Origin of the sequence: Psychromonas sp. SR45-3 (genome assembly GCF_014163575.1) — a bacterium.
Classification (GTDB): domain Bacteria; phylum Pseudomonadota; class Gammaproteobacteria; order Enterobacterales; family Psychromonadaceae; genus Psychromonas; species Psychromonas arctica.
This window is the reverse complement of the sequence record NZ_JACJDP010000003.1, coordinates 116,042-141,627: the sequence shown is the minus strand read 5'-3', so window position 1 is coordinate 141,627 and position 25,586 is coordinate 116,042. Positions and strand designations below refer to the sequence as shown.

The 25,586-nt window shown below is 37.2% G+C and carries 28 protein-coding genes; 7 read left to right on the top strand and 21 right to left on the bottom strand.

Annotation, left to right across the window (positions count from 1 at the left end):
- Positions 1–18: 18 nt before the first annotated feature.
- The 4 genes from H5084_RS03155 to H5084_RS03140 are packed head-to-tail and all read right to left on the bottom strand — an operon-like array spanning position 19 to position 3,382.
- Positions 19–1,053, bottom strand: a complete 1,035-nt coding sequence (locus tag H5084_RS03155) for an LLM class flavin-dependent oxidoreductase (RefSeq protein WP_182689504.1) — start codon at positions 1,051–1,053, stop codon at positions 19–21.
- Between the two features lie 26 nt (positions 1,054–1,079).
- Positions 1,080–1,988, bottom strand: coding sequence for a flavin reductase family protein (locus H5084_RS03150; RefSeq protein ID WP_182689503.1), 909 nt, complete (start codon positions 1,986–1,988; stop codon positions 1,080–1,082).
- Positions 1,975–2,811, bottom strand: coding sequence for an alpha/beta fold hydrolase (locus H5084_RS03145; RefSeq protein WP_182689502.1), 837 nt, complete (start codon positions 2,809–2,811; stop codon positions 1,975–1,977). Before H5084_RS03145 ends, H5084_RS03150 begins: the two co-directional genes overlap by 14 nt.
- Positions 2,783–3,382 (bottom strand): amino acid synthesis family protein, encoded by a 600-nt coding sequence (locus tag H5084_RS03140; protein ID WP_182689501.1) that lies wholly within the window; start codon positions 3,380–3,382, stop codon positions 2,783–2,785. Before H5084_RS03140 ends, H5084_RS03145 begins: the two co-directional genes overlap by 29 nt.
- Positions 3,383–3,585: 203 nt before the next feature.
- Between H5084_RS03140 and H5084_RS03135 the strand changes: the two genes are divergently transcribed.
- The 3 genes from H5084_RS03135 (at position 3,586) to H5084_RS03125 (ending at position 6,334) form a co-directional block, all read left to right on the top strand.
- Positions 3,586–4,290, top strand: coding sequence for a GntR family transcriptional regulator (locus tag H5084_RS03135; RefSeq protein ID WP_220485883.1), 705 nt, complete (start codon positions 3,586–3,588; stop codon positions 4,288–4,290).
- Between the two features lie 9 nt (positions 4,291–4,299).
- On the top strand, positions 4,300–4,680 hold the full coding sequence (locus H5084_RS03130) for a carboxymuconolactone decarboxylase family protein (RefSeq protein WP_182689500.1): 381 nt from the start codon (positions 4,300–4,302) through the stop codon (positions 4,678–4,680).
- 190 nt (positions 4,681–4,870) lie between these two features.
- Entirely contained in the window at positions 4,871–6,334 is a 1,464-nt protein-coding gene (locus H5084_RS03125) for an NAD-dependent succinate-semialdehyde dehydrogenase (protein WP_182689499.1), read from the top strand.
- Positions 6,335–7,036: 702 nt separating this feature from the next.
- On the opposite strand, the gene H5084_RS03120 is transcribed toward H5084_RS03125, so the two are convergent.
- Positions 7,037–7,924, bottom strand: coding sequence for a LysR family transcriptional regulator (locus H5084_RS03120; RefSeq protein WP_182689498.1), 888 nt, complete (start codon positions 7,922–7,924; stop codon positions 7,037–7,039).
- Between the two features lie 140 nt (positions 7,925–8,064).
- Between H5084_RS03120 and H5084_RS03115 the strand changes: the two genes are divergently transcribed.
- Positions 8,065–8,670 (top strand): short chain dehydrogenase, encoded by a 606-nt coding sequence (locus H5084_RS03115; RefSeq protein ID WP_182689497.1) that lies wholly within the window; start codon positions 8,065–8,067, stop codon positions 8,668–8,670.
- A gap of 276 nt (positions 8,671–8,946) precedes the next feature.
- On the opposite strand, the gene H5084_RS03110 is transcribed toward H5084_RS03115, so the two are convergent.
- On the bottom strand, positions 8,947–9,843 hold the full coding sequence (locus tag H5084_RS03110; protein ID WP_182689496.1) for a LysR family transcriptional regulator: 897 nt from the start codon (positions 9,841–9,843) through the stop codon (positions 8,947–8,949).
- 186 nt (positions 9,844–10,029) lie between these two features.
- Here H5084_RS03110 and H5084_RS03105 point away from each other — a divergent pair, with 186 nt between their 5' ends.
- Together H5084_RS03105 and H5084_RS03100 are read left to right on the top strand one after the other, a co-directional pair.
- The gene (locus tag H5084_RS03105) at positions 10,030–11,022 is read left to right on the top strand and encodes an aldo/keto reductase family oxidoreductase (protein ID WP_182689495.1); all 993 of its coding nucleotides are present in this window, start codon (positions 10,030–10,032) and stop codon (positions 11,020–11,022) included.
- A 101-nt stretch (positions 11,023–11,123) separates the two neighbouring features.
- Complete coding sequence (locus H5084_RS03100; RefSeq protein WP_182689494.1) at positions 11,124–12,002, top strand: aldo/keto reductase; 879 nt, start codon at positions 11,124–11,126, stop codon at positions 12,000–12,002.
- 334 nt (positions 12,003–12,336) lie between these two features.
- Here H5084_RS03100 and groL read toward each other — a convergent pair whose 3' ends face one another.
- The 7 genes from groL to H5084_RS03065 form a co-directional block, all read right to left on the bottom strand.
- Positions 12,337–13,968, bottom strand: a complete 1,632-nt coding sequence (gene groL, locus H5084_RS03095; protein ID WP_182689493.1) for a chaperonin GroEL — start codon at positions 13,966–13,968, stop codon at positions 12,337–12,339.
- Between the two features lie 69 nt (positions 13,969–14,037).
- Positions 14,038–14,328: a co-chaperone GroES gene (locus H5084_RS03090; RefSeq protein WP_025565176.1), complete on the bottom strand. Its 291-nt coding sequence runs from the start codon at positions 14,326–14,328 to the stop codon at positions 14,038–14,040.
- Positions 14,329–14,509: 181 nt separating this feature from the next.
- Positions 14,510–14,755, bottom strand: coding sequence for a DUF1107 family protein (locus tag H5084_RS03085; RefSeq protein ID WP_028868797.1), 246 nt, complete (start codon positions 14,753–14,755; stop codon positions 14,510–14,512).
- A 149-nt stretch (positions 14,756–14,904) separates the two neighbouring features.
- Positions 14,905–15,375: an FxsA family protein gene (locus H5084_RS03080; RefSeq protein WP_028868796.1), complete on the bottom strand. Its 471-nt coding sequence runs from the start codon at positions 15,373–15,375 to the stop codon at positions 14,905–14,907.
- Positions 15,376–15,602: 227 nt separating this feature from the next.
- Positions 15,603–16,769 carry a 3-phenylpropionate MFS transporter gene (locus H5084_RS03075; RefSeq protein ID WP_051369133.1) on the bottom strand — a complete coding sequence of 389 codons (1,167 nt, stop codon included), beginning with the start codon at positions 16,767–16,769 and terminating at the stop codon, positions 15,603–15,605.
- A 137-nt stretch (positions 16,770–16,906) separates the two neighbouring features.
- Entirely contained in the window at positions 16,907–17,524 is a 618-nt protein-coding gene (locus H5084_RS03070; protein WP_028868795.1) for a prepilin-type N-terminal cleavage/methylation domain-containing protein, read from the bottom strand.
- Positions 17,518–18,042, bottom strand: a complete 525-nt coding sequence (locus H5084_RS03065; RefSeq protein ID WP_182689492.1) for a GspH/FimT family pseudopilin — start codon at positions 18,040–18,042, stop codon at positions 17,518–17,520. The genes H5084_RS03070 and H5084_RS03065 overlap by 7 nt, the downstream gene beginning before the upstream one ends.
- 408 nt (positions 18,043–18,450) lie before the next feature.
- Between H5084_RS03065 and H5084_RS03060 the strand changes: the two genes are divergently transcribed.
- Complete coding sequence (locus tag H5084_RS03060) at positions 18,451–18,636, top strand: DUF3545 family protein (RefSeq protein WP_028868793.1); 186 nt, start codon at positions 18,451–18,453, stop codon at positions 18,634–18,636.
- Positions 18,637–18,752: 116 nt separating this feature from the next.
- Here the strand turns inward: H5084_RS03060 and rpoS are convergent, their stop codons facing one another.
- The 8 genes from rpoS to H5084_RS03020 all read right to left on the bottom strand — a co-directional run bounded on the left by rpoS (position 18,753) and on the right by H5084_RS03020 (position 25,142).
- Complete coding sequence (gene rpoS, locus H5084_RS03055) at positions 18,753–19,748, bottom strand: RNA polymerase sigma factor RpoS (protein WP_028868792.1); 996 nt, start codon at positions 19,746–19,748, stop codon at positions 18,753–18,755.
- A 117-nt stretch (positions 19,749–19,865) separates the two neighbouring features.
- The gene (locus H5084_RS03050) at positions 19,866–20,648 is read right to left on the bottom strand and encodes a peptidoglycan DD-metalloendopeptidase family protein (RefSeq protein ID WP_245600409.1); all 783 of its coding nucleotides are present in this window, start codon (positions 20,646–20,648) and stop codon (positions 19,866–19,868) included.
- 85 nt (positions 20,649–20,733) lie between these two features.
- Positions 20,734–21,315 carry a YqaA family protein gene (locus H5084_RS03045; RefSeq protein ID WP_182689491.1) on the bottom strand — a complete coding sequence of 194 codons (582 nt, stop codon included), beginning with the start codon at positions 21,313–21,315 and terminating at the stop codon, positions 20,734–20,736.
- 259 nt (positions 21,316–21,574) lie between these two features.
- The gene (gene truD / locus H5084_RS03040; RefSeq protein ID WP_182689490.1) at positions 21,575–22,618 is read right to left on the bottom strand and encodes a tRNA pseudouridine(13) synthase TruD; all 1,044 of its coding nucleotides are present in this window, start codon (positions 22,616–22,618) and stop codon (positions 21,575–21,577) included.
- Positions 22,615–23,097: a 2-C-methyl-D-erythritol 2,4-cyclodiphosphate synthase gene (ispF, locus tag H5084_RS03035; protein ID WP_028868788.1), complete on the bottom strand. Its 483-nt coding sequence runs from the start codon at positions 23,095–23,097 to the stop codon at positions 22,615–22,617. Before ispF ends, truD begins: the two co-directional genes overlap by 4 nt.
- Before the next feature lie 9 nt (positions 23,098–23,106).
- Positions 23,107–23,799, bottom strand: a complete 693-nt coding sequence (gene ispD / locus H5084_RS03030; protein ID WP_182689489.1) for a 2-C-methyl-D-erythritol 4-phosphate cytidylyltransferase — start codon at positions 23,797–23,799, stop codon at positions 23,107–23,109.
- Positions 23,800–24,081, bottom strand: a complete 282-nt coding sequence (ftsB, locus tag H5084_RS03025; RefSeq protein ID WP_028868786.1) for a cell division protein FtsB — start codon at positions 24,079–24,081, stop codon at positions 23,800–23,802.
- A gap of 500 nt (positions 24,082–24,581) precedes the next feature.
- Entirely contained in the window at positions 24,582–25,142 is a 561-nt protein-coding gene (locus H5084_RS03020; RefSeq protein WP_028868785.1) for a hypothetical protein, read from the bottom strand.
- Positions 25,143–25,586: the final 444 nt, after the last annotated feature.

The following is a 25,586-nucleotide window of genomic DNA, read 5'->3' as shown; positions in this document are numbered from 1 at the left end:
TTTATTGCTCCATATAACTTAGTTAAATGCCGGCATTACTTCGTCGATAAAACGTGCCAAAGAAACTTCTTTTTGCTCTCGGCTCATTCCAGAGTCCGTCCAGTAAGAAAATTCGTCATAACCTAAATCCTGATAATGTTTAAGGCGATCGATGACCTGTTTCGAAGTACCAATCATTAAGTCTTTACGTATTTTTTCTTCACTATAAAAAGGGTGCGTATTTATCTCTTCAGGACTAAGACGTTTGATTAACCCCTGATCAATTGGACGTTCATTTTTAAACCATGCGCCAAAGTAACAATAAAACTCATTTAACTGTTTAGCTGCTTGCGCCAATTCAGCTTCATCTTTACCTATATAAGCATGTTGTAATATCATAATTTTGGGGCGTTTTTTGTGCATTTCACATGCTTGGTTAAACTTTTCAATCAAGCCTTCCACTTCATCTAGTCCCTGCCATAAGGGAGTAACTTGCACATTGCAATCGTTCTCGACAGCAAACTCATGACTATTGATATCCCTGGCTGCCACCCAAATTGGTGGCCCTTTTTCTGTTAAAGGTTTAGGTGCAGAAGAAGTTTTAGGAAAACTATAATGCTTACTATTCTGAGTATGGTTACCTTTCCACAAACCTTTAATTGCAGGAATCACTTCGCGTAGTCGCTCTCCAGCTTCCCATGCATCCATTCCACCAGCCATCATGCGCTCGTATTCAAAGGAATATGCACCACGTGCAATACCGAGCTCTAAACGACCATCGGTGAGAATGTCAGTCATCGCAGCTTCACCAGCTAATTTAATCGGATTCCAAAATGGCGCGACTATCGTTCCGGTACCCAATCGAACATTTTTAGTTCTATGCGCTAGATCGACTAGGTTTAAAAATGGATTTGGTGCAATGGTAAAGTCCATACCGTGGTGTTCACCAGTCCAAATTGTGTTCATTCCGCCTTTGTCGGCCATATCACAAAGCGACAAAAATTCTTGATAAAGTTCGCTCTGAGTTTGCTCGTCATCGACTCTTTCCATGTGAGCAAAAAGTGAAAATTTCATACTGTTCTCCTGATATTATTAATTAGTTAATGAATGTCACCACTTTCTTGATCGCCCACATACAACCGAAATGCCCCATTTTTCTTTTCAAATATAAAACGTTGCATCATGCTATGAATATCAGGAGAGACAAATTTAAGATCATCGATCTGATCGATTTCTATATATTCACCAAGACCAACCGTATCTTCAGTATTCGCATTAACACGATAAAAACTGGTAAACTTTTTATCTGCTAAGTTTTCATAAACTGAATAAACAGAAGCTACTTCACAATCCATTCCTTTAGCTTCGAGGTATTGACGTATGCTTTCTTTCGAACCTCGCTCATCACTAATTTCTACTTCAGGCAATCGATACCCTTTATCTGTTTGCTGTAATAAAATTTTATTCTCAAATTCTATAAGGCTACCGACTACGCCACTTAATGAATGCGTCAATTCTTCAGCTCGATGCTCCATACCGAGACTGAAATAACCACCTTTGGCATAACCTAACCCCAGTTTTTCATTTGTATCAAAATCGATAACTTCACCAACTAATAAAATATGATCGCCCGCTGGAATATTGCTGAATGTAGTACAGGAAAAATGAGCAACAGCGCCTTCGATAATCGGACAACCATGAGCATCACTGTACCAAGTAATATCGGCAAAACGGTCACCTTTGCCACCAGCAAAAGTATTTGAAACATCTTGCTGATCTTCCGCAAGAATATTCACAACAAAATGATTACAATTATTAAAAACATCAAAACTAGATAGTTTATTTGATGGGCATACTAATAACAGCGGTGGTTCAACTGAGACAGAAGTAAATGAATTTGCAGTAAATCCAACTTTCTCTCCAGTTTCGCTTATCGCAGTCACCACCGTCACTCCAGTCATAAAAGAGCCAAAAGCATTACGCAGTTCGCGCGGGTCAATTACAGTCATGTTGTGTTTCCTTATTTTTTACATTTTGAACAAATTTAACCAATACTAGGTTCAGTTCTTCTGGATGAGTCAGCTGCAACATGTGCCCCGAGTGAGGGATAACCACATAGCTGCCATTAGGGCAAATAGATGCCATTTGTTGTGACATTTCTGCTGAAGAGTTATGATCATTATCACCAGTAATAAAAGTAACTGGGACCTTAATCTCAGATAAGGCATCATCAGCAGGAGCATCATTCTCACTAAAAATATAATAAGCTCGGGCATATCCTTCAGCAGGTGCTATTGCTAACCAACTCTGACAAAGCTCAGACATCTTTTTTTCAAAACTTGAACCATTCTGATTAAACCAACGCTTAATTGGTGCTTCAACTCTGTCTAATTCAGGATGATGAATCATTGCCCATGCTCGTTGCTGTACCGCATTAGTTGCTTTATCGCTACGACGATATACCGCATTCAGTGCACAGACACCCGCACATAGAGCGCTATATCGGACTGCAAAATTCAACGCAATCATAGAGCCCATTGAGTGGCCAAATATAATAACCGGCGCCTTTATCACTGCTTTTACCCAATCGGCAATCGTATCAACATAATCTACTAAGTTTGCTTTATCATTTGCCAGTAACTCACTCTCACCATGCCCAGGCATATCAATGGCGTATACTGTATTTGTTTTAGTTAACTCAGAAATTTGTTGTAACCATGCTTCTGCTCGTAAACCCACTCCGTGTATTAATACGATAGGCTCACCCGAGCCAGATTTACTGTAAGCAATACCATTGGCTGCTTTATACCGCTGCAGGATTTTCGACGTCATGACCCAGCTCCTTTAACTCTTGATATCTATCGCCAATCCTATGATGTGGTCTTCCACCAGTAGCACCACCTAATATGATCACTACTTCATCAGGTCCAGGTGCATCAGAAATATTAAATTGCAAAGTTAGATAATGAGAACGGCGACCGCCATCATTCTTATCCATCATTGGTACCATGATGGTCGCGTTAGCTGGGCCACGGGTATTTGTGAATGAGAGAAAAGACTTAGCTTCTACTGCTTCACGAAAAGGATTACCAAAATGTAACGTGTGAATAAGTGCAGAAGCGTGTTCAATTTCTCCATTCATTCCAACAACAGCAGCTTTTCCGAAAGCTTCTATGTTCGTAGCACCACCAGCCATAGCACTGATTTTTTCCGTCAATAAATTTCCCAATATTGGACCAAAAGACAATATTTCAGGGCGTAGATTTTCAACAAATCTCCCTGCCCAAGGGTTTTTTACTACCGCAGCGACGGCGAACATTCGAACTGGCGTTTCAACTTCTTTAAAGCCTTCGATATACACTTCTTCTTCAAAACTCACTATTTTTCTAATTTCTGGTTTCATAGATAACTCTCTTTTTTTAAATGACCCGACTCTTTGTAGGATGGTATACAATCATACGAAATAAGGCGGATCAATTTAAATTTATTAAAGATATAAATAATGTAGAGCTCATCATAAAATCAAAATTTATCATTGTATTATGGTATACAGTCATATAACGTTCTTAATTAAAGAATCTTTGGTATACTTCTGTAGGTATTCTTATGCTTCTCTCTCAGAGCCGGCATATTCCAACAAAATCTTATGGAGCCGTTAAACAGATGCTAAAAGTAGAAAGACCAAAAACACTAAAATTTAATGCTTTAGAATCTCTTCGTGACGCTATAACAAGTGACACACTAAAACCGGGTGAGCGCCTTGTAGAGCGAAGCTTGTGTGACAGTATGGGTGTCAGTCGAACAGTAGTTCGAGAATGTATTCGTCACTTAGAAAGTGAACGTTTAATCGTCGGAGTACCTAATGCAGGTTTTATGGTAGCCACTATAACGAAAGAAGAAGTGAAAGAGATTTATGAAATTCGTATCATGCTTGAATGTGCTGCCATTTATAGTTGTGCACTAAATGCAGATAGTAAAACCATAAAGAAATTGCGTTCACTATGTCAAAAGCTTACAAAAAATTTACAAAAAGGTGATGTGCTACAAGCATTAAAATTAACGACTGAATTCTATAAAATCATTTTCAATACTGGTGGTAAAAATGTCTCATGGGACTTGGTAGAACGATTGAATGGTCGTATTTCTAGGTTAAGAGCTTTAACACTTAGCTCAGCAGGAAGACAATCTAAAGGCCCAGAGAATTTAGCTAATATTCTTGAAGCCATTGAACAAAAAGATGCTGAACGCGCTAAAAAAATTAGTGCTCAGCATTTAACCGAAGCCGCTGAAATAGCTTATAAACTGATATAGGAAAGCACGATGGATAAAGAATTATTTGAATTAGGCTTACGTAAAAGAAAAGAAACTTTAGGTGATGAATATGTCACCGCTAATCTAGCTAAAGCTGATTCGTTCAACCTCCCCTTTCAAGAAGCGATGACTGAATGGTGTTGGGGGTTTGGTTGGGGTGATGAAACCATTAATGCCAAAACTCGATCATTAATGAACCTCACCATGATTGCAGCCCTTGGTAAAATGCATGAATGGGAATTACATCTTCGCGGTGCTATTACAAACGGCGTAACAGTAGATGAAATTCGCTCGACCATCCATGCTATATCAATCTATTGTGGTGTCCCACAAGGTGTTGAATGCTTCAGAATTGCTAGAGTTGTGCTAGAAGAACTTGAACTCATCTAGCCACAATAATTATTTAGCTATTCAAAATACACAATCAAGTTAAACGTAATATTCTCAGCCATAAATATAATCTAAAAATAGAGTTAGTAATTAATAACAATACTAGCTCTATCTCTTAACGTAGTTATAAATGCCTTATTCCAAGGTACTAGAATCTATTCCATTATTTTTTAAAACATAGAGTAAATATATGTCAATTTCAAACTTAAAAAATACTTCTTTATTAAAAACAAAGTCTTATATCAATGGCCAATGGTTAGATGCAGATTCAGGTCAAACCTTTGATGTAATCGACCCAGCCAATGGTGAAGTTATTGCATCTGTCGCAGACCTTGGAGTAGGTGAAACCCATCGCGCTATTCAAGCAGCTGAAAAAGCGATGCAACCTTGGAAAAAGTTAACCGCAAAAGAACGCTCAAATATACTTCGTAAATGGTACGATTTAATCATGCTTAACCAAGATGATCTAGCCATTATAATGACAGCGGAACAAGGAAAAGTATTAGCAGAATCTAAAGGTGAAGTTGGTTACGGTGCTTCATTTGTAGAATGGTTTGCCGAAGAAGCAAAACGTGTTTATGGTGATGTAATACCTAGCACAACAATTGATCGCCGCTCTATTGCTATAAAACAAGCGATTGGTGTTGTGGCGGCAGTGACTCCATGGAACTTCCCTAATGCAATGATTACGCGCAAAGCAGCCCCCGCTTTAGCCGTTGGCTGTGCTATTGTTCTTAAACCAGCATCTGAAACACCACTTTCTGCTTTAGCTTTGGCTGAACTTGCTGATCAAGCAGGTATTCCAGCGGGACTGTTCAATGTTGTAGTTGGTACTAATGCTGTTGATATAGGTAAGGAATTAACATCTAATCCTTTAGTTAAAAAGTTTACATTTACTGGTTCAACCCCTATCGGAAAATTATTGATCCAACAATGTTCAAACACTGTTAAGCGCACTTCAATGGAATTAGGGGGTAATGCACCTGTAATAGTATTTGCAGATGCAGATTTAGATAAAGCGGTAAGTGGTGCACTTATAGCCAAATTTCGTAATGCAGGTCAAACTTGTATTTGTGCCAACAGAATTATTGTTGAAGATAGCATTTACGATGAATTCATTGAAAAATTTACCGCTCAGGTAAAACAATTTACTTTAGGTAATGGTTTTGATGAGAACACTACAATAGGGCCTTTGATAACGAGTAAAGCTACCAAAAATATCCAAGCTCTTGTAAACGATGCAAAAGAAAAAGGAGCAAAAGTCTTAACTGGTGGAAATATAGATACCTTAGGTGATAATTTTTATCAGCCAACCGTAATCGTTAATCTCAATAACGAGATGCGTATCGCTCGTGAAGAAATTTTTGGTCCCGTCGCTACTATTTTCAAGTTCAGCACTGAACAAGAAGCTATAACGATGGCGAACGATACAGAATTTGGCTTAGCCTCTTATATATTTACTAAAGATATGTCTCGAGTTTGGCGTGTATCTGAGGCAGTTGAATATGGCATGGTAGGTGTTAATGAGGTTGCAATTAGCTCAGAAATTATTCCTTTCGGTGGTATAAAAGAATCAGGACAAGGCAGAGAAGGCTCTAAGTATGGTCTTGATGACTATTTAGAGATTAAATATATTTGTCTAGGTGATATTTAATCATATTTATGATGCTTTTTAGTAATTGAAATAAATTAGACTAACGTATAGTTGTCCTTCGGCAGGGGCAACTTACCCCTAGATAATATTTTAGATAACTGATTTACTCGCAATTAAATTATAATTTTATAACTCGACTTAATTAGCTAAACAATTTAATAACTGCAATTTTTTCTCAGCGTACCTACCTTCTATGTCAATTCAGCTATTGTTAAAGTGATTAAACTAAACATACTCTGCCATCATCTAATGAAATCTTGATAGTTAATTATTTATGTAAATTTAAAAACGAATATTTAAGGACGCTTGGATTCAGCTAATAAATGCAATTGCATGTAATGAGAACTAAACCACAGAAATTGTTTAATTCAAGGCGCTTTGCCCGCGACGTTTAGTGTTTATTAAACGAGTGGTAAAGCAACGATGAAGTAGACGATTTATGCAGCCAGAATTACATCATACCGCCCATATATAACTTATAAACTTGTTTTTATTATATTAATCACATGAGTGGTATTAAATACCCCACCTTATACCCCACCAACTCACGACTAAATCTAACCAATTGAATTTTAAAAATTTACTAGTGAATTTAATATTAATAACTCTTTATCAGTTTTTCAAAAAAGTCCTAATTCCTAACTATATTTTTCCAAATAAAGAGTCACTTTGCCACTGAACCGATCACTCGAAGATTAATATCTATGACTCAGCTTGAAGCATTGATATCACCCAACGTTGCAACGCATCTTCACTGTAGCGCGGATGCCAAGCAGCGATAACATCGAATTTATCGGGAGACTCTTCAAGTTTTATTTCAATTAAATCCAATCCTTTAATTGCACGAGAGGGCAAAAAAGCAATAGAGTCCGTTGTTTCAAGGTACATTGGCACAATTGAAAAACAAGGTGCAGAAACCACTACATTTCTTTTAAAACCAAATGTTTTGAACCAATCATCAATAGAGCCTTTAAAGTTAGGCCTTGAAGGAGATGCGATAATGCTTGGATATTGAGCAACCTCAGCTAACGAGGGCTGACTTTGTAAAATAGAAGCGCCCTGTGAAGCGACACAAACATGGTGTTCTTCAAATAATTTTAAAATGGGATAACTATCTGGAATATAATCCGGAAAGGCAATCGCTAAGTTAACGTTGCCACTTTCCATCAATTCATTGAGCTTATCAATTTCAAAATCTCTAACTATCAATTTTAAATTAGGCGCTTGTATCCTTATTATTGAAATCAACTCAGGCAATACTATTTGCTGTGCATAATCGGTTGCAGCAATAACAAATGTCCCTTCTACAGTATTAGGGTCAAAGTGGGTAGGCGATAATAAAGCATTAAAATCATTAAGTAGTTTATCAACACTAACAGATAGCGTTTGTGCAAAGGGGGTAGCAATAAATCCACTGGTTTTTCGAAGAAACAATCTATCTTCAAAAACATCACGTAATTTTTTTAAATGCTCGCTCACGGCTTGCTGTGTAAGCCCCAATTGAGCTGCTGCTTTCGATGCGCTTTGCTCACGAATTATTGCTTGAAACACACGTAGCTGCTTAATATCTAATCTATCTAATTTACTCAAATTTATCTCTCTCTTATTATGTTATTTATAACATAATACTTAACCATTAATACCTGTAACACTAACAAAAAAGGTTTGTTTTTAATTGTTTAATTTTTTGCTTAATATCATCCCATCAAAATAAATCAACGGAGAAGAAAATGAAAACAGTAATTTTAATTGGTGTACTAGGCAAAATGGGTCAAGCCGCGTTAACTGGTTTAGGCAATCATAATGTGATTACAGCAGGTCGCTCTGGCGATGTTGACCACATTGTAGATATAACGAATGAACAATCAATTAGAGCGCTTTATGAAAAAGTAGGTGCTTTTGACGCGGTTGTTAATACTGTTGGCTTTTGTGAATATGCTAATTTCACAGAGATGACTGAGGCACAATGGATGACCACTGTGATGAGTAAAATGATGGGCCAAATTAACTTAGTACGTATTGGACAAGAATACATCTCAGATGCAGGCTCATTTACTTTAATTAGTGGTATTTTAAATAAAAAACCTATCCCTTACGCTATTGCAGATGCAACAACGAGTGGTGCAATCGATACCTTCGTTAAATGTGTTTCTTTAGAAATGCCAAGAAATATGCGTATCAATGTAGTCAATCCAACTGTGTTAGTTGAAGCATGGGATGTCTACGGAGAAATGATGCCTGGCTTTGAACCCGTACCAGGGAAGTTAGTTGGTAAAGCGTTTGAGCGATCAGTTGATGGTTTCATTAATGGTGAAGTCATTGTTGTTGATGCTTAAATAAGTTAAAAGCGATCCATTTGGGTCGCTTTTTATTATAAATCATCACGTTATCCTCAGCTTTTTATGTTATCGAGGAATGGTATATTTGGGTATGCTTTAATAGGACTTAGTCAAAATATCCTAACTTATTTTATGCTCCTTTCCACCTAGAGTACTACAACTATAGGAAGCTAACTCTCAAATGCCTCAATAGCATATTTCAAGGGGTGAATTTATGTTGGGACGAAAGGTATTACCTCATTTCCTCGACACTATGCATCAACCAACTTAATTTCACATTTTAGTTTCATTGTTTTGAAAAACACTTATATTTTCTTGGACAAAAGCCATAAATGTATTAATTTTGGCCGAAGAATAAATGAGTTGTGGATGCAATATATAAATACTTTGTCCTTGAATGTATTGATCGGTTAATACCTGTTGTAACTTACCTTGATGCAACTCCTTAGTGACATAATAATCTGCAATGCGAATAATACCCTTTCCTTGTATAGCCGTTTGCTTTAACAAATTATTATCATTAATTGATAACCAGCCTTTAGTAGCAATATCACCTGACTTCAACGGCCAAAAAGGTTGCTCTAACGTAGTCAAACATTGGTGTTCAGTGAGTTGCTTAACCGATTCTGGAAAGCCGTGTTTAGAGAGATAAGTAGGAGAGGCGCACAAACAATGTTGATAGGAGAATAACTCTTTTGCGACCATATTTAGTGGGGGGTGAAGTGTTGCACGAAAGGCTAGGTCATAATCATCTTGATTCAAATCATAATTGGTATAACTGGAATCAATTTCGAAGGTAACTGCGGGGTGGCGTTTCTGGAAATCATAACAGATGCTTAACAAAAAACATTCTGTAAACATTTTAGGGGCCGTTATTTTTATGACGCCCTCAAGTGCGCTATGTTCATGATAAATATTACGCTCTAAATTCAACATAGCGGCTTTAATTTCTTTACCCTGCATCAACACTTTTTCACCTTGAGGGGTTAAGCGTACACTTCGGGTTGTCCTTATTAATAGAGGACATTTAAATTCTTTTTCTAGTTTTTTTATTTGATCTGATAAATATCCAGTTGAAATAGATAGATTTTCAGCAGCTTTGGTAAAGCTAAGTTGCTGAGCAATTTCGACAAATAACATTAAGCATTCTATTTTTTTGTGCTGTTGCATTGCCTTTCCTTTATATCGATTAAAAATAGACACTGAGATAACTTATTATCCATTACAACGCATAATAGTGTTAATTGTTTTTTATAACGAATAATCATTTCGTTTTTCAGTGCTTATTATTTTATTTTTATGTATTAAAATAAACCCTATTAAACATATTGATAAGCAACAACAAGAGAGTGAAAAATGAGTGAACTTGCTAATACAAAAAAAATGAAACCGTTAAATAAATATCTTAGCGATGTCGGTGATCTTGCTTTTGGTTGCATGGGATTAGGGGGTGGATGGGATCAAAATCCTGTCGCTGACAATGAGATAAAACAAGCTCACCAAGTTATCGATACTGCTCTTGAATCAGGCATTAATCTTTTTGACCATGCAGATATTTATACTTTCGGGAAAGCAGAGAAAGCGTTTGGTCATGTGTTAGCAGAGCGTCCTGAATTACGTCAAAAAATGTATATACAATCAAAATGCGGCATTCGCTTTTCGGATGAAAGTGGACCAAAGCGTTACGATTTTTCAAAACAATGGATAAATTCATCGGTCGATAATATTTTGTCGCGTTTAAACACGGAATACCTGGATATTTTAATGCTGCATCGTCCCGATCCTCTGATGGAGTTAAATGAAGTTGCTAATACGCTTTTGGCACTAAAAAATAGCGGTAAAGTACGTCATTTTGGTGTTTCAAATATGCAGCATCAACAAATAGCTTATTTACAATCAGCCTTAGATGCACCATTAGTTAACAATCAAATAGAGATAAGTTTAGCAAAATTAGATTGGTTAGAAAGTGGTGTGCTAGTGGGCAACTCGCAAGGAAATAATATTAATTTTGCAGCGGGTACGTTGGAATATTGCCAAACCAATAATGTACAAATTCAAGCATGGGGCTGCTTATCACAAGGCCTATTCTCTGGGCGAAATATTGATGATCAACCTGCCCATATTAAAGCGACTACTGGGTTGGTTTTTCAATTGGCTGGCAAATACCAAGTGTCAACAGAAGCGATTGTTTTAGCGTGGTTAATGCGTCATCCCGTGAAAGTGCAGCCAGTCATTGGTACGACTAACTTAGATCGTATTAAAGCATGTGCCCAAGCCAGCAATATTCAATTATCACGCAGTGATTGGTATGCATTGTATGAATCAGCTCGCGGCGAAGAGTTACCTTAAATTGAGAATAAGTTTGGCCCAAACGGTACTTAATGTAATTAATGAAACGGCTACAGTATTTAACACTTTTTACGAATAATAATTATTAAAGAGAGTCTCATATGCAAAAAAGAAATTTTGGACTAACAGGGTTTGATGTACCAGCCATTGGTTATGGTGCAGGTACAGTCGGTGATAGCCGATTAGAAGAAAAACAAGCAGAGAGAATTCTTAATCAGGTGTTGGATCTGGGGATCGGTTTTATTGATACGGCTAAAGGCTATGGTTTATCTGAACAACGAATTGGCCAATATATTAGTCATCGTCGAGATGAGTTTAAATTATCAACCAAAGTGGGTTATGGCGTTGAAGGGCATCAAGACTGGACCTATGACTGTATTATTACAGGTGTAGAACAAGCGCTTACAACCATGAAAACTGACTTCCTTGATGTCGTTCATTTACACTCTTGCCCTACTTCAGTATTGCAAGATGGCCAAGTAATCGATGCGCTTGATCAAGCCAAACAGCAAGGAAAGATTAAAGCTATTGCCTACTCTGGAGAAAACAAGGATTTACAATACGCAGTATCAAGTAATCGATTCGACAGTATTATGGCGTCATTGAATTTTTGTGACCAACGCATTATTCATAATCAACTGCCAGAAGCAAAACAGCAAGGCTTAGGTATGATTGCCAAACGCCCCATCGCTAATGCGCCTTGGCGTTTCGATAGTCAGCCAAACGATGACTACGCAGAAGAATATTGGCTACGCCGTAGGAAAATGGCTTTAGAGTTTGGTATGTCCGAATTAGAACTCGCCCTGCGATTTACGGTATTTACCTACGGAGTAGATACCGCTATTGTTGGCAGTGTCAATATCGCACATTTACAAAAAAACATTGAAATAATCAAAGCAGGCCCGTTATCTCAAGAGATCGTCCAATATATATACGCCCGTTTTAGGGAATGTGATGATCACTGGATAGGTCAAATTTAAGGTGAATGATAACGATTAGAAATCAATTAAAATAGAAGATAATAAACAAGGTTAAGTTTACAACAAAGCCAAAAATTGATAGACCAGATATTGCAGAGCAGTAAACTGCACAGATTGCTATTAGTAATGCTAACGGTGAATTAATCTGCTTTGTCCGTATAGATAATTGTAGCTTGCAAGCTGATGTGTTGCCTAAAAAATAAAGATTATGCTTACGCAAGAGACCTTAGACTTACAGCCTTGAGTAAAAGAAACAGCTAATAAAAAAGCCTGAATATTGCTATTCAGGCTTTTTTTAACTACTTAAAGTAATCTGTATAGGGTTAGAAAACCGCTACATCATTCCACCCATGCCGCCCATGTCAGGCATAGGTGCAGCTGGTGCATCTACTGGTAGGTCTGTGATCATACATTCAGTGGTGATCATTAAGCCAGCCACAGACGCTGCGAATTGTAGTGCGCTACGAGTTACTTTAGTTGGGTCAAGAATACCCATCTCTAACATATCGCCGTATTCACCCGTTGTTGCATTGTAACCGTAGTTTGCAGTGCCTTTTTGTACATTGCTTGCCACTACTGATGCTTCTTCACCACAGTTAGAAACGATTTGACGTAATGGAGATTCCATCGCACGAAGTGCAACGCGAATACCTACATTTTGGTCGTCGTTGTCGCCTTTAAGATCTTTTAATAGACCAGCAACACGGACTAGTGCAACACCACCACCGGCAACCACACCTTCTTCAACGGCCGCACGTGTCGCATGTAAAGCATCATCAACACGGTCTTTTTTCTCTTTCATTTCAACTTCAGTTGATGCGCCAACTTTAATGACAGCAACACCGCCTGCTAATTTAGCAGAACGCTCTTGAAGTTTTTCTTTATCGTAATCAGATGAAGATGCTTCAATTTGTTGTTTGATTTGGCTAACACGTGCAGAGATAGCTTCTTGCTCGCCTGCACCATCGATGATAGTTGTTTCATCTTTATTGATAACGATACGTTTAGCTTGACCAAGATCTTCAAGTTGTACTTTCTCAAGGTCTAGACCAATCTCTTCAGAGATAACAGTACCCGCTGTTAGGATTGCAATGTCTTGTAGCATTGCTTTACGACGATCGCCGAAACCAGGTGCTTTAACAGCTGCTACTTTGACGATACCACGCATGTTGTTAACAACTAATGTTGCTAGCGCTTCGCCTTCAACGTCTTCAGCAATAATTAATAATGGTTTTGATGCTTTAGCGACTGCTTCTAATGTTGGTAATAATTCACGGATGTTACCGATTTTTTTATCAACGATTAGAATGAATGGGCTGTCTAGCTCAACAGTACCTGCTTCTTGGTTTGTCATGAAGTAAGGAGATAGGTAACCACGATCGAATTGCATACCTTCAACCACTTCTAGCTCAGTTTCTAAGCCTTGGCCTTCTTCAACAGTGATAACACCTTCGTTACCTACTTTTTGCATTGCTGTTGCAATGATTTCGCCAATTTCCACATCAGAGTTAGCAGAGATAGTCCCTACTTGTGTAATTGCTTTAGAATCAGAACAAGGTGTAGATAGTTTTTTCAATTCAATAACAGCAGCTTTAACTGTTTGGTCGATACCACGTTTTAGATCCATTGGGTTCATACCCGCTGCAACCGCTTTTAGGCCTTCAGTGATGATTGATTGTGCTAGTACTGTTGCTGTTGTTGTTCCGTCACCGGCTGCATCATTAGTTTGAGAAGCAACTTCTTTAACCATTTGTGCGCCCATGTTTTCAAACTTGTCAGAAAGTTCGATCTCTTTAGCAACAGTCACACCATCTTTAGTGATTTGAGGAGCACCAAAGCTTTTGTCGATAACAACGTTACGTCCTTTAGGACCTAGTGTTACACGTACTGCATTGGCTAAAATGTTTACGCCATCTAGCATTTTGATTCGAGCATCGTTACCAAATTTTACTTCTTTAGCAGACATTATATTTTCCTTTTACTTTTCTTTAATTTTTGTTTTCACAACAAGAGAATAAACAGCAATCGTTAGCAATTATTCAACAATCGCTAAAATGTCATTTTCACTTAAGATCAGAACTTCTTCACCTTCAATTTTTTCTGTTTTCAAACCGTAGCCTTCACTGAAAATAACAGTATCACCTACTTTTACATCTAATGGTCTTACTTCACCATTTTCCAAAATACGGCCTTTACCCACGGCGATAACTTCACCACGAGTTGATTTTTCAGCAGCGCTACCAGTTAAAACGATACCACCAGCAGATTTAGTTTCTTTCTCAGTACGCTTTAAAATAACGCGATCATGTAGAGGACGAATAGACATTATGACTTCCTTTGATAGTTAACAGATATAGTTGTTGTATTAGTTGTTTAAACTGATGGGGCCAAAAAAATATGATTCAAGGTGATTGATAAAAAAATTGCTAAAAAAATTCGTTTCAGGCATAAAAAAACCAGCTTAGTGAAGCTGGTCTTGTTTTAGAGATAAACAATTGTATTGAAAATTAAACGGCAATCGTTTTCGGTTGAGAAAGCTCTAAAACCATTTTGTTTATTTCGCTTACTGCGATCATTATTTTTTGCTCTGCAATAAGGTGTTTATAAGCTACAACTTTACCATCTACCACCCTAAAGCGACCTAAGCCAGCAATAAAAATACGTCCATTAAAGAAACCTTTGGCAAATTTTGCAATTTGACGAGGTTGATATTTTTTAAAAACTCTTAACGTGCTAGAACGACTAATTTTCATCGTTATCCCTCTGCTATTTATCACTTTTATAATTCATTATTATTTGCAGTGCATATCCTACTTAAGAATGATGACACTTTTGTTAAAAAAATGTCATTAAAATAATGATATTAAGGCAATATTATTAAAATAGTTTGATCAATCACTAATTAATCTAGTTTTTTATCTTCTTTATGCTCGAATTCACCTTCGATGATTGAATCATCTTGCGCTGTTCTTTGTGTAAAACCTTGGCTAGAAAATCCTCCCATACTTGCTTGAGGAGCAAATTTAACATTGGCTAAGATAACCTTGGCAATGCCTGCTCGAAGGCTTGGCTGTAACAACAACAAGCCACAGATGTCGGTTACAAAACCAGGTGTCACTAATAACACACCAGTAATAATCAACATCATACCTTCAATCAGCTGTTGTCCCGGCATTTCACCAGCAGCCATCCGTTGTTGTAACTTTTGAACTAATTGTAGGCCTTGACTTCGCACTAACGCAGAGCCAATTAACGCGGTTAATATCACTAAGGAAATAGTAGGCCAGGCACCTAAAAAACCACCCACTTTAACTAGAACAAATATTTCTAGTAAAGACACACCCGTAAAGATTAAAAATAATCGTGCAAACATAGAGACCTCAATTAACAAAGTGAATACCTAAATATAATGGGGGTTATTTTGCTAATATCAACCTATTGGATAATAAAAGGCGCGAAAAGTTCAATGCAGCTACTTATTTTGAGAAGATAAATCAGCATTTTTTAAAACCTAACAAACACCACTACCGCTACTGATAATGATGTTTGAATTAGTTTAAAGTAGATTTTTTAATGCGTTGTAGAGCGGTGGTTCTACGCTTAATCACTATGTTCAATACTATTGTCTTGATCACAGTTCCATCGTTTTAATAAAAGGAATACCGGTAATAAGATAACGGCCATCCACAGAAAAAGCGTGCTTTCTTGTGGTGCGTAGATCCACCCAGAAATAAACGTTAATAACGCCATCACTAACCCCAAAGCAACACTGGCATATAAAGTTTGATAACCGACCATTAGATGCTCTGGTTGTTTAGCGATAAAACGCATGGCCGCTAAATGCGCTAATGCAAATGTGAAAGCGTGGAATGTTTGTACCAACAATAACCAAACAAGATCGGTTGTTTGCGCTAATACGGCCCACCTTATTAACCCTGCCACGACGGCTAACAAACACATTTGTTTAATAGACCAATGATGGAACCATTTATCGTTAAAGCGCATCAGTAATACTTCAGCAAAAACCCCAATCCCCCATAACAAAGCAATATTAAACTCAGAGATGTTCATTGAATTCCAATATAGCGCACTAAAAGAGTAATAAGCGGCATGGCTCCCCTGGATCAGCCCCATCACTAATATAAAATAAATAACCGTTGGCTGCTTTAATAATGACAATAAGTTATGGTGTTTATTTTTAGGCGGCAAGCTTTGTTGTTGTAATTGTGGATCAAGTTTTATCAGCGTCAGGCAATAATTAAAGAAAATGGCAATAATAATTAACCATAGAATACTTTCATGTCCAAACTCACCGATCGTCCAACCTACAAAAGTTGAGCCAACAATAAAGCTGACGGATCCCCATAACCGAATCTTGCCGTAATTAATTTGGATTTGCTTTACTAACCGAGTACCAATGATGTCACCAATAGGGACCATCGGCGCCATTAAAAAGTTTAGTAATAAGGTTGCCGCCGCCAACGCATACCAGCCTTGAAAATACACGATTAATAATAAACAGATGAGGATAGTAAAGGTTAGATAACAGGCCATACGTATTGGCCCATTCGCAGTTTTTAATCGAGGTAATAAACCAATATTACTAACAAAACGTAATACCAAGCCTAATGAAAATAAGGTACCGATTTGTTCTGGGCTCACTCCTTTTTCAGCTAACCAGATCCCCCAGAAAGGTAAAAATATTCCCCATATAAAAAAGAAACAAACAAAATAAGAGGTTATCCAAGACTTAGCAGCTATATTCAAAAGTAATACTTCCTATGGGTGTTTTTGTAGTATTTTATATTGCATATTGGTGAAAGAGCATGCTCAAAAAACACTATTGTATCGTTTTTTTATATTTAGCTGGTATAAAAAAATCAACTTAGGTTTATTTAACGTTATCAATGAAACTCGGGGTTACGGACTTGTATCTGTGTGGTTATTTGATGGGTATATTCGCTGTTGCTTTTTAACTGTGCTTTTACTGTCACTTCAACATTACGCATTGTTGCTAGACCATTTGAAGCAATGCTTTCCACAAAACGTAACTCTGTCACCTTTAGAAATTTAGGATCCGTTAAATTGACCCAACTACCACTACTATAACAATTGATAGCCTGCGAGTTCAAAGCTCTTCCAAACTGTACACTATGCGATGTTGATGAATAACGAAAAGCCATAAAATGAGACGGTGAAGCTGTAATCGCATGATTATAGTTATAAGCATAAACAATACAGTGTTGTGCGCCGTTATTAATACTATCGACAACTTTATTATTGGCTAGACCGACCATGAAATCACTACCACCGAATCCAGCTCGACGAATATCATTTTCCATTATCCCTACAAGTGATTGTATATCTGCATGGAAACGAGAGAGCTTCATCCCTTTATAACCAGCACTGACATTGGTAACGTATAAACTTATAATCATCGCTAATAGTAAAGAACCTAGTAGTAATGAAATCAGCATTTCAATAAGGCTAAAGCCAGACTTTAATGATATTGGCACTAACATTTTTTATGCCCAAGTTGAGCTTGGGCTGGCGCACAGACTCTTAAACGCATCGCGCTTTGTATGATTGATAAAGAATGTTGCTCGCTATTGGTAATTGTAACCGTGCCAGTTTCTACTGAAAAACGTAATGCTCCATAGGATGCCTGCGTCCCTGTAAAAGTTAATGTTGAACTATCAATAAAAATAGTTTTTCCATCGGCAAGATCTTGTACTTTTTCAACACCATCTAATTGGCACGAATTAGTACTAAAACAATCACATTGATTGGTATCACTGATCCCCATCTTCCAGATGTTACCTTGTTGACAAAAATTAACGTAAATTTTTTGATTCCGTTTGATTGCTTCTACTTTTGCAAGTTGTAACGTGTAATAAACTTCTGACGTGCGGCTAAGCAAGGTTTGATTTGCCAGAATCCCTTGGTATGAAGCCGTGGATATTGAAATAATAACGCCCAAAATAGCAAGCGTAATGATTAACTCAATAAAGGTAAAACCGTGATCATGGAAGTGAGTCATTGCCCCTCCTAATATTTTACAGTTTATGGTTTGAGGTTAAATATTGTATTGTAGTGATTTTTAGCACTGTGCTTTTGAATCGCAAAAATATAGCTGAAGCATCAAACAACAATCTATTCAGCGTAGAACAAAAAAATCAATTTAGCGTGATTATCAGTAAGCAGTTATGTTGATTTTTTTAAAGATGGGTAATCAAGTTTACAAGGAGGAGTAGCTTAATTTATAACGTAGAAAAATATAAATGATTGTTCTCTTTAGCAAATTAATAACAAATAAAAAGCAAATACGGCCAACTTAAAAGGAATGAAACAATTAATAAAAGTGCAATATATCTGTCATAAAAATGCCATCTCATCAGCTTATTGTATTCAGGCACACACACTTGGACAGTAAAGTTAAGGGGATAACATGCAACAGATTCAATTAAATGATAGTGATATCAAAATTAACAACCTATTCCACACTCCCGTTAAACGTAAACCTAAACCTCGTAAGTGGCGAGAAATTGAAAATGCCAAGGCACAGTTGATGCTTGCTAAAGAGTTACGAGAGATTGATCCTTCATTTAGTTTTTCTCAATCAGAGTTAATATAGCCCGCCACTAGGTAAGAAATAAAATTTATCTTCGGATATAAAAAACGCATCCTTTGGATGCGTTTTTTATTAGCTTTTCAATTAAACTATTTCAATTAAACTATCGATTTCAAATATTAAGATTGAAAAAGAGCTTCAATAGATAAGCCTTGTTTTGATAATACTTCACGCAGTGCTTTTAATGCTTCTACTTGAATTTGACGGACACGTTCGCGTGTTAAACCAATCTCTTTCCCCACATTTTCTAATGTCGCCGCTTCGTACCCTAATAAACCAAAGCGCCTTGCTAATACTTCTCGTTGCTTCGCGTTTAAATCCTCTAACCAATCCACTATACGTAATTTCATATCATTAGTTTGTAATGTATTTTCAGGGGTTGTCTCATTACTGTCTGGAATGATATCTAATAATTCTTTGTCAGAACTATGACCAAGCGGAGTGTCCACTGAACTTATACGCTCATTCAGCTTTAAGATTTTTGACACCTCCTTTGCTGATACATCCAACTCTTTAGCAATGTCCTCCGGTGTTGGCTCATGTGTTAATTTATGTGCTAATTCTCGTGCAGTACGTAAATACACATTCAATTTTTTAACAATATGAATAGGCAAACGTATCGTACGAGTTTGGTTCATAATGGCGCGCTCAATGGTTTGACGTATCCACCATGTTGCGTAAGTAGAAAAACGAAAACCTTTTTCTGCATCAAACTTTTCAACCGCTCGGATAAGCCCTAAATTACCTTCTTCCACTAAATCTAATAATGATAAACCACGATTATTATAGCGACGTGAGATTTTAACAACGAGACGCAAATTACTCTCAATCATACGTTTACGAGACACTTCATCGCCGCGATGAGAACGGCGTGAATAATAAACTTCTTCTTGGGCTGTTAGCAACGGAGAGTAGCCAATTTCACCCAAATACAACTGAGTGGCATCCATAACCTTAAATTCACTGCTTGTTGCATAACGTTCAGGTTCTACAGGCGCATCAGCCTCAGCTTTTTCAATATCTAATCCATTATCTATTTCAAGATCGTCGACGATTGGCTGATTATATTTGTCTAAATCCGTGTTCTCTGAATTAACTGAAGTTGTTCCTACCATGGTTGCACTCCCTTTTTCCTGCTTCAATTTGATGAACTATTACTTTTTAATTGGACCATTTTGATATTCCTAAATTATTTCAATCATTAACTGCTTACTAAAAACTTGATCGCGTTATTAATGTTTAGGTAAGTAACGGAGGGGATCAACAGACTTACCACGATAGCGAATATCAAAATGCAATCGTACGGTATCTGTATCACTATCCCCCATCACAGCTATCTTTTGGCCCATTTCAACTTGTTCATTCTCTTTTATTATTAGTTGGTCATTATGTGCATAAGCACTTAAATAGTCATAATTATGCTTAATAATGATTAGTTTTCCATACCCTCTTAAACCGCTACCTGCATAGACAACTTTTCCTTTTGCCGCTGCATATATTGGTGTTCCTCGAACGTTAGAAATGGAGATACCCTTCATTCCTTGCGGGGAGTTAGCAAAGGTTTTTGTTAACTTCCCCTTAGTTGGCCACTGCCAATTCGCCACTTTATTATTTGAATCTTGGTGATTGTTTGCTTTCTTTTTAATCACTTTTTCATCAACAACATTAGCAGAATATGCTTTCGATGATTTTTTAACAACCCCTATTTTATTGTTTTGTTTGCAGGTTTGAACTGTGCAACTTTCAGTGCTATTTTTTGCCTTATTTGACGAAGAAACCACCACTTTAGAGGTACTTGCGCGTAAATTTAGGACCTGTCCTTTTCTAATAATATAAGGTTTTTTTAAGTGATTACGTTTGATTAACGTACTCACTGCCATACCCGCACGCCAGGCAATGGAATAAAGCGTATCGCCCTGTTGAACAACATACTTTTTTTGCCCTGGCTTAATACTTTTACCACTTGCAATATAAGTGCCACTACCTTTGTTAAGCGCACCTTTATTTGATTTCACATCATAAATCGGTGCTCTACCTCCCGGAGAAGAGCATGAAAACAAAAAAAACAATGTAGTAAATAATATAATTTTCACAATAAAATTAATGCTTTAAAGTAAAGTATAAAATAGCAACAGCAACAATTGTCAACCAACCTAACGCATCGATATATTTACTCAACTTAGCTTCCATTTTTTCACCACCCAATACCATTAAACCTGCGACTAAAAAGAAACGTAACCCGCGGCCAACTAAAGCCGTTAATAAAAATGGCCAGAATGCCATATTCATGACACCTGCAGTAATAGTAAATACTTTAAATGGCACCGGTGTAAAGCTGGCAATAAAAATAACCATCACTCCCCAACTATTAAACCATAATTGTGCTGTTTGCATTTTATCTTGATAACCCATCATTTCTATAAATGGCAACACAACTGGTTCATATAAGGCACTACCAAGGTAATATCCTACTACACCACCTAATACTGAAAACACAGTTGCCCCGAAAGCAAAGCGCCATGCAAGATGACGTTTTGCTAAAGCCATTGGCGCTAACATAATATCAACAGGAATTGGCCAAAAAATCGACTCGATGAATGCGGTTAAGTATAAATAAAAAGGGGCGTATTTATGCTTAGACCAACGCATTACCTTTGTATAAAGTGGGGCAAATATTTTCACAGTATTCTCTTTTATAAATAAAAATAATGGATGACGACTAATTGCCGCCTAACCAATGCAATAAACAATTAATTTTTGACTCGCCGTTAAATCAGATATAAGTAGGATACCAACATATAAACGTCAAACTCAGATACCCTAATCAAACAGTGGTTCTATCCTTAAGATGATTGTTAGGAGCAATCGTCAATACTTGCCCCTCTTCCATAACGCTGTATTGTCGCTATACGAATAACCTAATAACCGAGCCACCAATTCATCATAAGCTTGTATCAATAAGCTCGCGGATCACACTGGTTGCATAACATCCTGCAGGTAAATAGAATTTTATTGTTAACGTTGTTTCATCTAACCATTGATAGCTAAACTGCTCAGGAATCAATAATAACGGTCGACGCTCTTGTTTTAAGCCCTCTTTCGCCAATCCTTTTTGTAAGTCTTCAAATGATGACAGGCACGCTAATTCATACTCCTTTGCATCGTCAGATGAAGTAAGTTCACCCGCTCCCCATAAAGGGGCCGTTAAACAAACTTCGCGTTTAGTTAAACGTAGCAATGTTTGTTCAGATAAATCAGGTAACGGAAAAAAAGATCGATTAGCAACAAACTGTACACAATCACCAAGTAAAGGTTGTACCTGTAAATTATCAGTAATACGCTGTGATATAACGCGATTAAATAAGTAACTTCTCGCTGCACTGAGGTAGATACCACGTTTAAAACGATCTTTTATTTTTCGACCATTAAACATTTGTAATGCGGCATTAACGTTATGCCCATCAAAACCAAAGCGTTGATTACCAAAATAATTGGGCACCCCCTGCGCTACTTGATCTAGTACACTTTCTAGCGTTGCTTTATCTGATATTTCACGTAAAACGATGGCGAAGCGATTACCGGCAAGGCAGCCTGTGCGAAGTTTTTTATTATGGCGAATGACCTTTAAAATACTCACACCAGGTGATTCAAACGTACTGAAGTCAGGAGTCACTTTGCCTGGAATATAAAGTGAAAACCATTGATAGGTTTCAGCTTGACGATCTTTTAACCCTGCATAACTCACATTCTTAGCAGCGATGCCTGCAAATTTAGCCAGCTGTCTCGCTAAATAATCAGTATTTTCACCTACTTTTTTAACCCACAAACAAACATGTTCGCCTTCGCCAGTTAAATCAAAATCTAAATGCTCTTCAACACGAAAGTCTTCACAATGCTGTTTAAATCGACCTGTACTGCTAGGTTTTCCATATAAGTAATTAAAGTCTAATGGATAAACCATTTTTTCAGGTTGTATTTCACTCATTGTGTATCCTTTAACAAAATAACCACAGCATGCGAGGCAATGCCTTCTTTACGACCCATTGGCCCTAATTGCTCAGTGGTGGTTGCTTTAACATTAATGTTACCTAAATCAGTATTGAGCAAACGGGTTAGCTCTACACACATCTGATCAATAAAAGGTGCCATTTTAGGTGCTTGCGCAATAATGGTGATATCTGCATTACCTAAACGATAGCCTTTTTGTTTCACTTTTTGGTACACATCAAGCAACAATTCTCGGCTATCAATACCTTTGAAAGCAGCATCATTGTCAGGAAAGTGCTTTCCAATATCGCCGAGCGCTAATGCACCTAGTATCGCGTCACAAAGCGCATGGATAGCAACATCTCCATCAGAATGAGCAAGTAAACCTTGGCAGTAAGGGATCTTCACGCCAGCAATGGTAATTGGGCCTTCGCCGCCAAACTTATGTACATCGTATCCATGACCAATTCGGATCATATTAATTCCTTAATTGTGGGCGTTAAATTTAGAGAGATAAAATTCAGCAAGTAATAAATCTTCGGGCTGAGTTACTTTTAAGTTATCACTGCGCCCTTCAATGACAGTGACCGCTGCTCCATCTAATTCGATAGCAGACGCTTCATCAGTTATTAAGCGCTGTTCTTGTGTAGACGTTATAGCAGAGATTAATTGCTGATTGTTAAACATTTGTGGAGTGAGTGCATGCCAGAGATTGTTACGGTCGACAGTACGTTCAATATTGTTATGCAGATCGGTTCGTTTCATGGTGTCGCGGACTCTACAACCGAGTATCGCACCAGTTTTATAGGTGTTTGCATGAGCGATCAGCTTATCGATATCTTGTATTTGCAAACAAGGACGAGCTGCATCGTGAACTAAAATATAATCACTATCAGGCAAGACTTTAAGGGCACTCAGCACCGAATCCACACGTTCTTCCCCCCCCTCTACTATCGTTAGTTTAGGGTGATTAGCCAGATCTAATAGGTGAAACCATTGATCATTTTTAGCGATAGACACCACTACTTTATTAATATCAGGGTGGTTAAGAAAAGGGATAATACTATGTTCAATAATCGTTTTATCTAAGAGAGGTAAATACTGTTTAGGGATCTGCGCCCCAACTCGCTTACCAATACCTGCAGCGGGTATCACCGCAGAAAAAGAGAGTTTACTCATTTAATTTTCTTCCTTGGGTACAATGCGGAAAAAGGTCTCGCCTTCTTTGATCAAACCCAGTTCATTTCGTGCGCGCTCTTCGATTGCATCCGTCCCTGTTTTTAAATCGTCAATTTCAGAAAACATCATTTGGTTACGAGTTGTTAACTCAGCATTGCCTGAAATAGCTAATTCAACCTCCTGTGTAAATTCATGATGATCCTGCAGCCCATTTTTACCGAACCATAAATGGTACTGTAATAATGCGAATATAAAAATAAAGATAAACAACAGTAAGCGCATGATTTTATGACTCAGTATTAAAAAGTTAATCATCCCACATTCACCGGAAAATTAAAATCAACCCAAGGCAGCTAAATCGTACTTATTCTCATGATCTCAATATCAAAAATACAGGTTAGCGAATAAAACCACTTTAATAAAAGATTGAGGTGCGTTGTAGGGTTGATGATAGTAAAGCATAAAGCTGAATAAATACGGTAGTTTTAGTCATTGCGAGGTTTGAAACTAAGGTAGAGAGCTAGAGCAAATGGCTGAGGTTAATGGTTAAGGTTAATGGTTAAGGTTAATGACTGGCGTTAATTACTTAGGTTCAATATTGAGGTTAAATGTTAACGGTAAATAAAATGTTCAATAAAACGAAGCTTAACTCAACAAAGACATTAGCCTTTTGATACTCACTGTAAAACCGAATAGTGAATATAAAAGGCCTGACTTAAGCACTCTCCCCCGTGCATATTTCACAGGAAAAATAGAATTTAATCATATTTAAATAGCAAAAATCAATTTTTCCAAAACAGTAATTTACCTTCAAGTTGAGGATAAAACGGATGGATGAATAACTTGTGCGTCATAATTAATGCCACAATAGTTTTAATCACAATCATTTGCTCAATACCTAACAGGTAATAAGCGTAACCACCAACAAAAGCCGATATCCACATGAAAAATTGGAAGATACGCAATTTTTTAACACTCAAGGCAGTCAAAATAATCGCAAAATCAGCCCAAGTAAGTAACAAACCTAATGATGGATTTGCAAGATAATCATTGATAGAAAAATACGTCGCATACAATAAAAAAGCGATCATAATAACAAGAATAAAACGAGTCATCTTACGAGATAGTTCAGTAAAGTCACATAAGTAACGGTATAACGTCACACTACCTACTACCAAATTTAGCAATACTTTAGGCATTACACCGATTAAAATCCCCCAAGACACATCATTAATAACCGAAAGGAACGAAGCAAGACGCACATTTTTCATGCCATTAAAAATCATTAAAACGATGTAAAAAAAGACACTTGTCCAACCAAGTATATCAATGAGAGAAGGCATAGTAGCTCCAATAGGGGGTCAATAAAGGGATTCAATTTCAATAAAGCGCGCATTTTACGCTGAGTTAGCAAAATAAGATATGATTTAGCGCACTCTTAGATACATTTATAAAATGCTATAAGAGCTAAAACCTCGCGTAAGCAAATCTGTAATAGGCTCACAATCATTCAACGCTCTTTCTCCAATTCACCGACCTAAAATCAACCTAGATTGAGATTTTTTACTCTAAAGATTGAAAGTCGAATATTGGCCTTACTGCAGTTAGATAAAAACATTACAAACCTTTAATTTATTTAAGACTAAAATTAAGAGTTGTGCAGATGCGCCTAGAGCCACTTAGTTACGTAAAACATCAGGCAAAAAAAATCCCCAACCTAAGTTGAGGACTTATAAATCAAAGTAGAATATTAGCCTTAACCGAAGTTAAGCAATAATATTACTGAC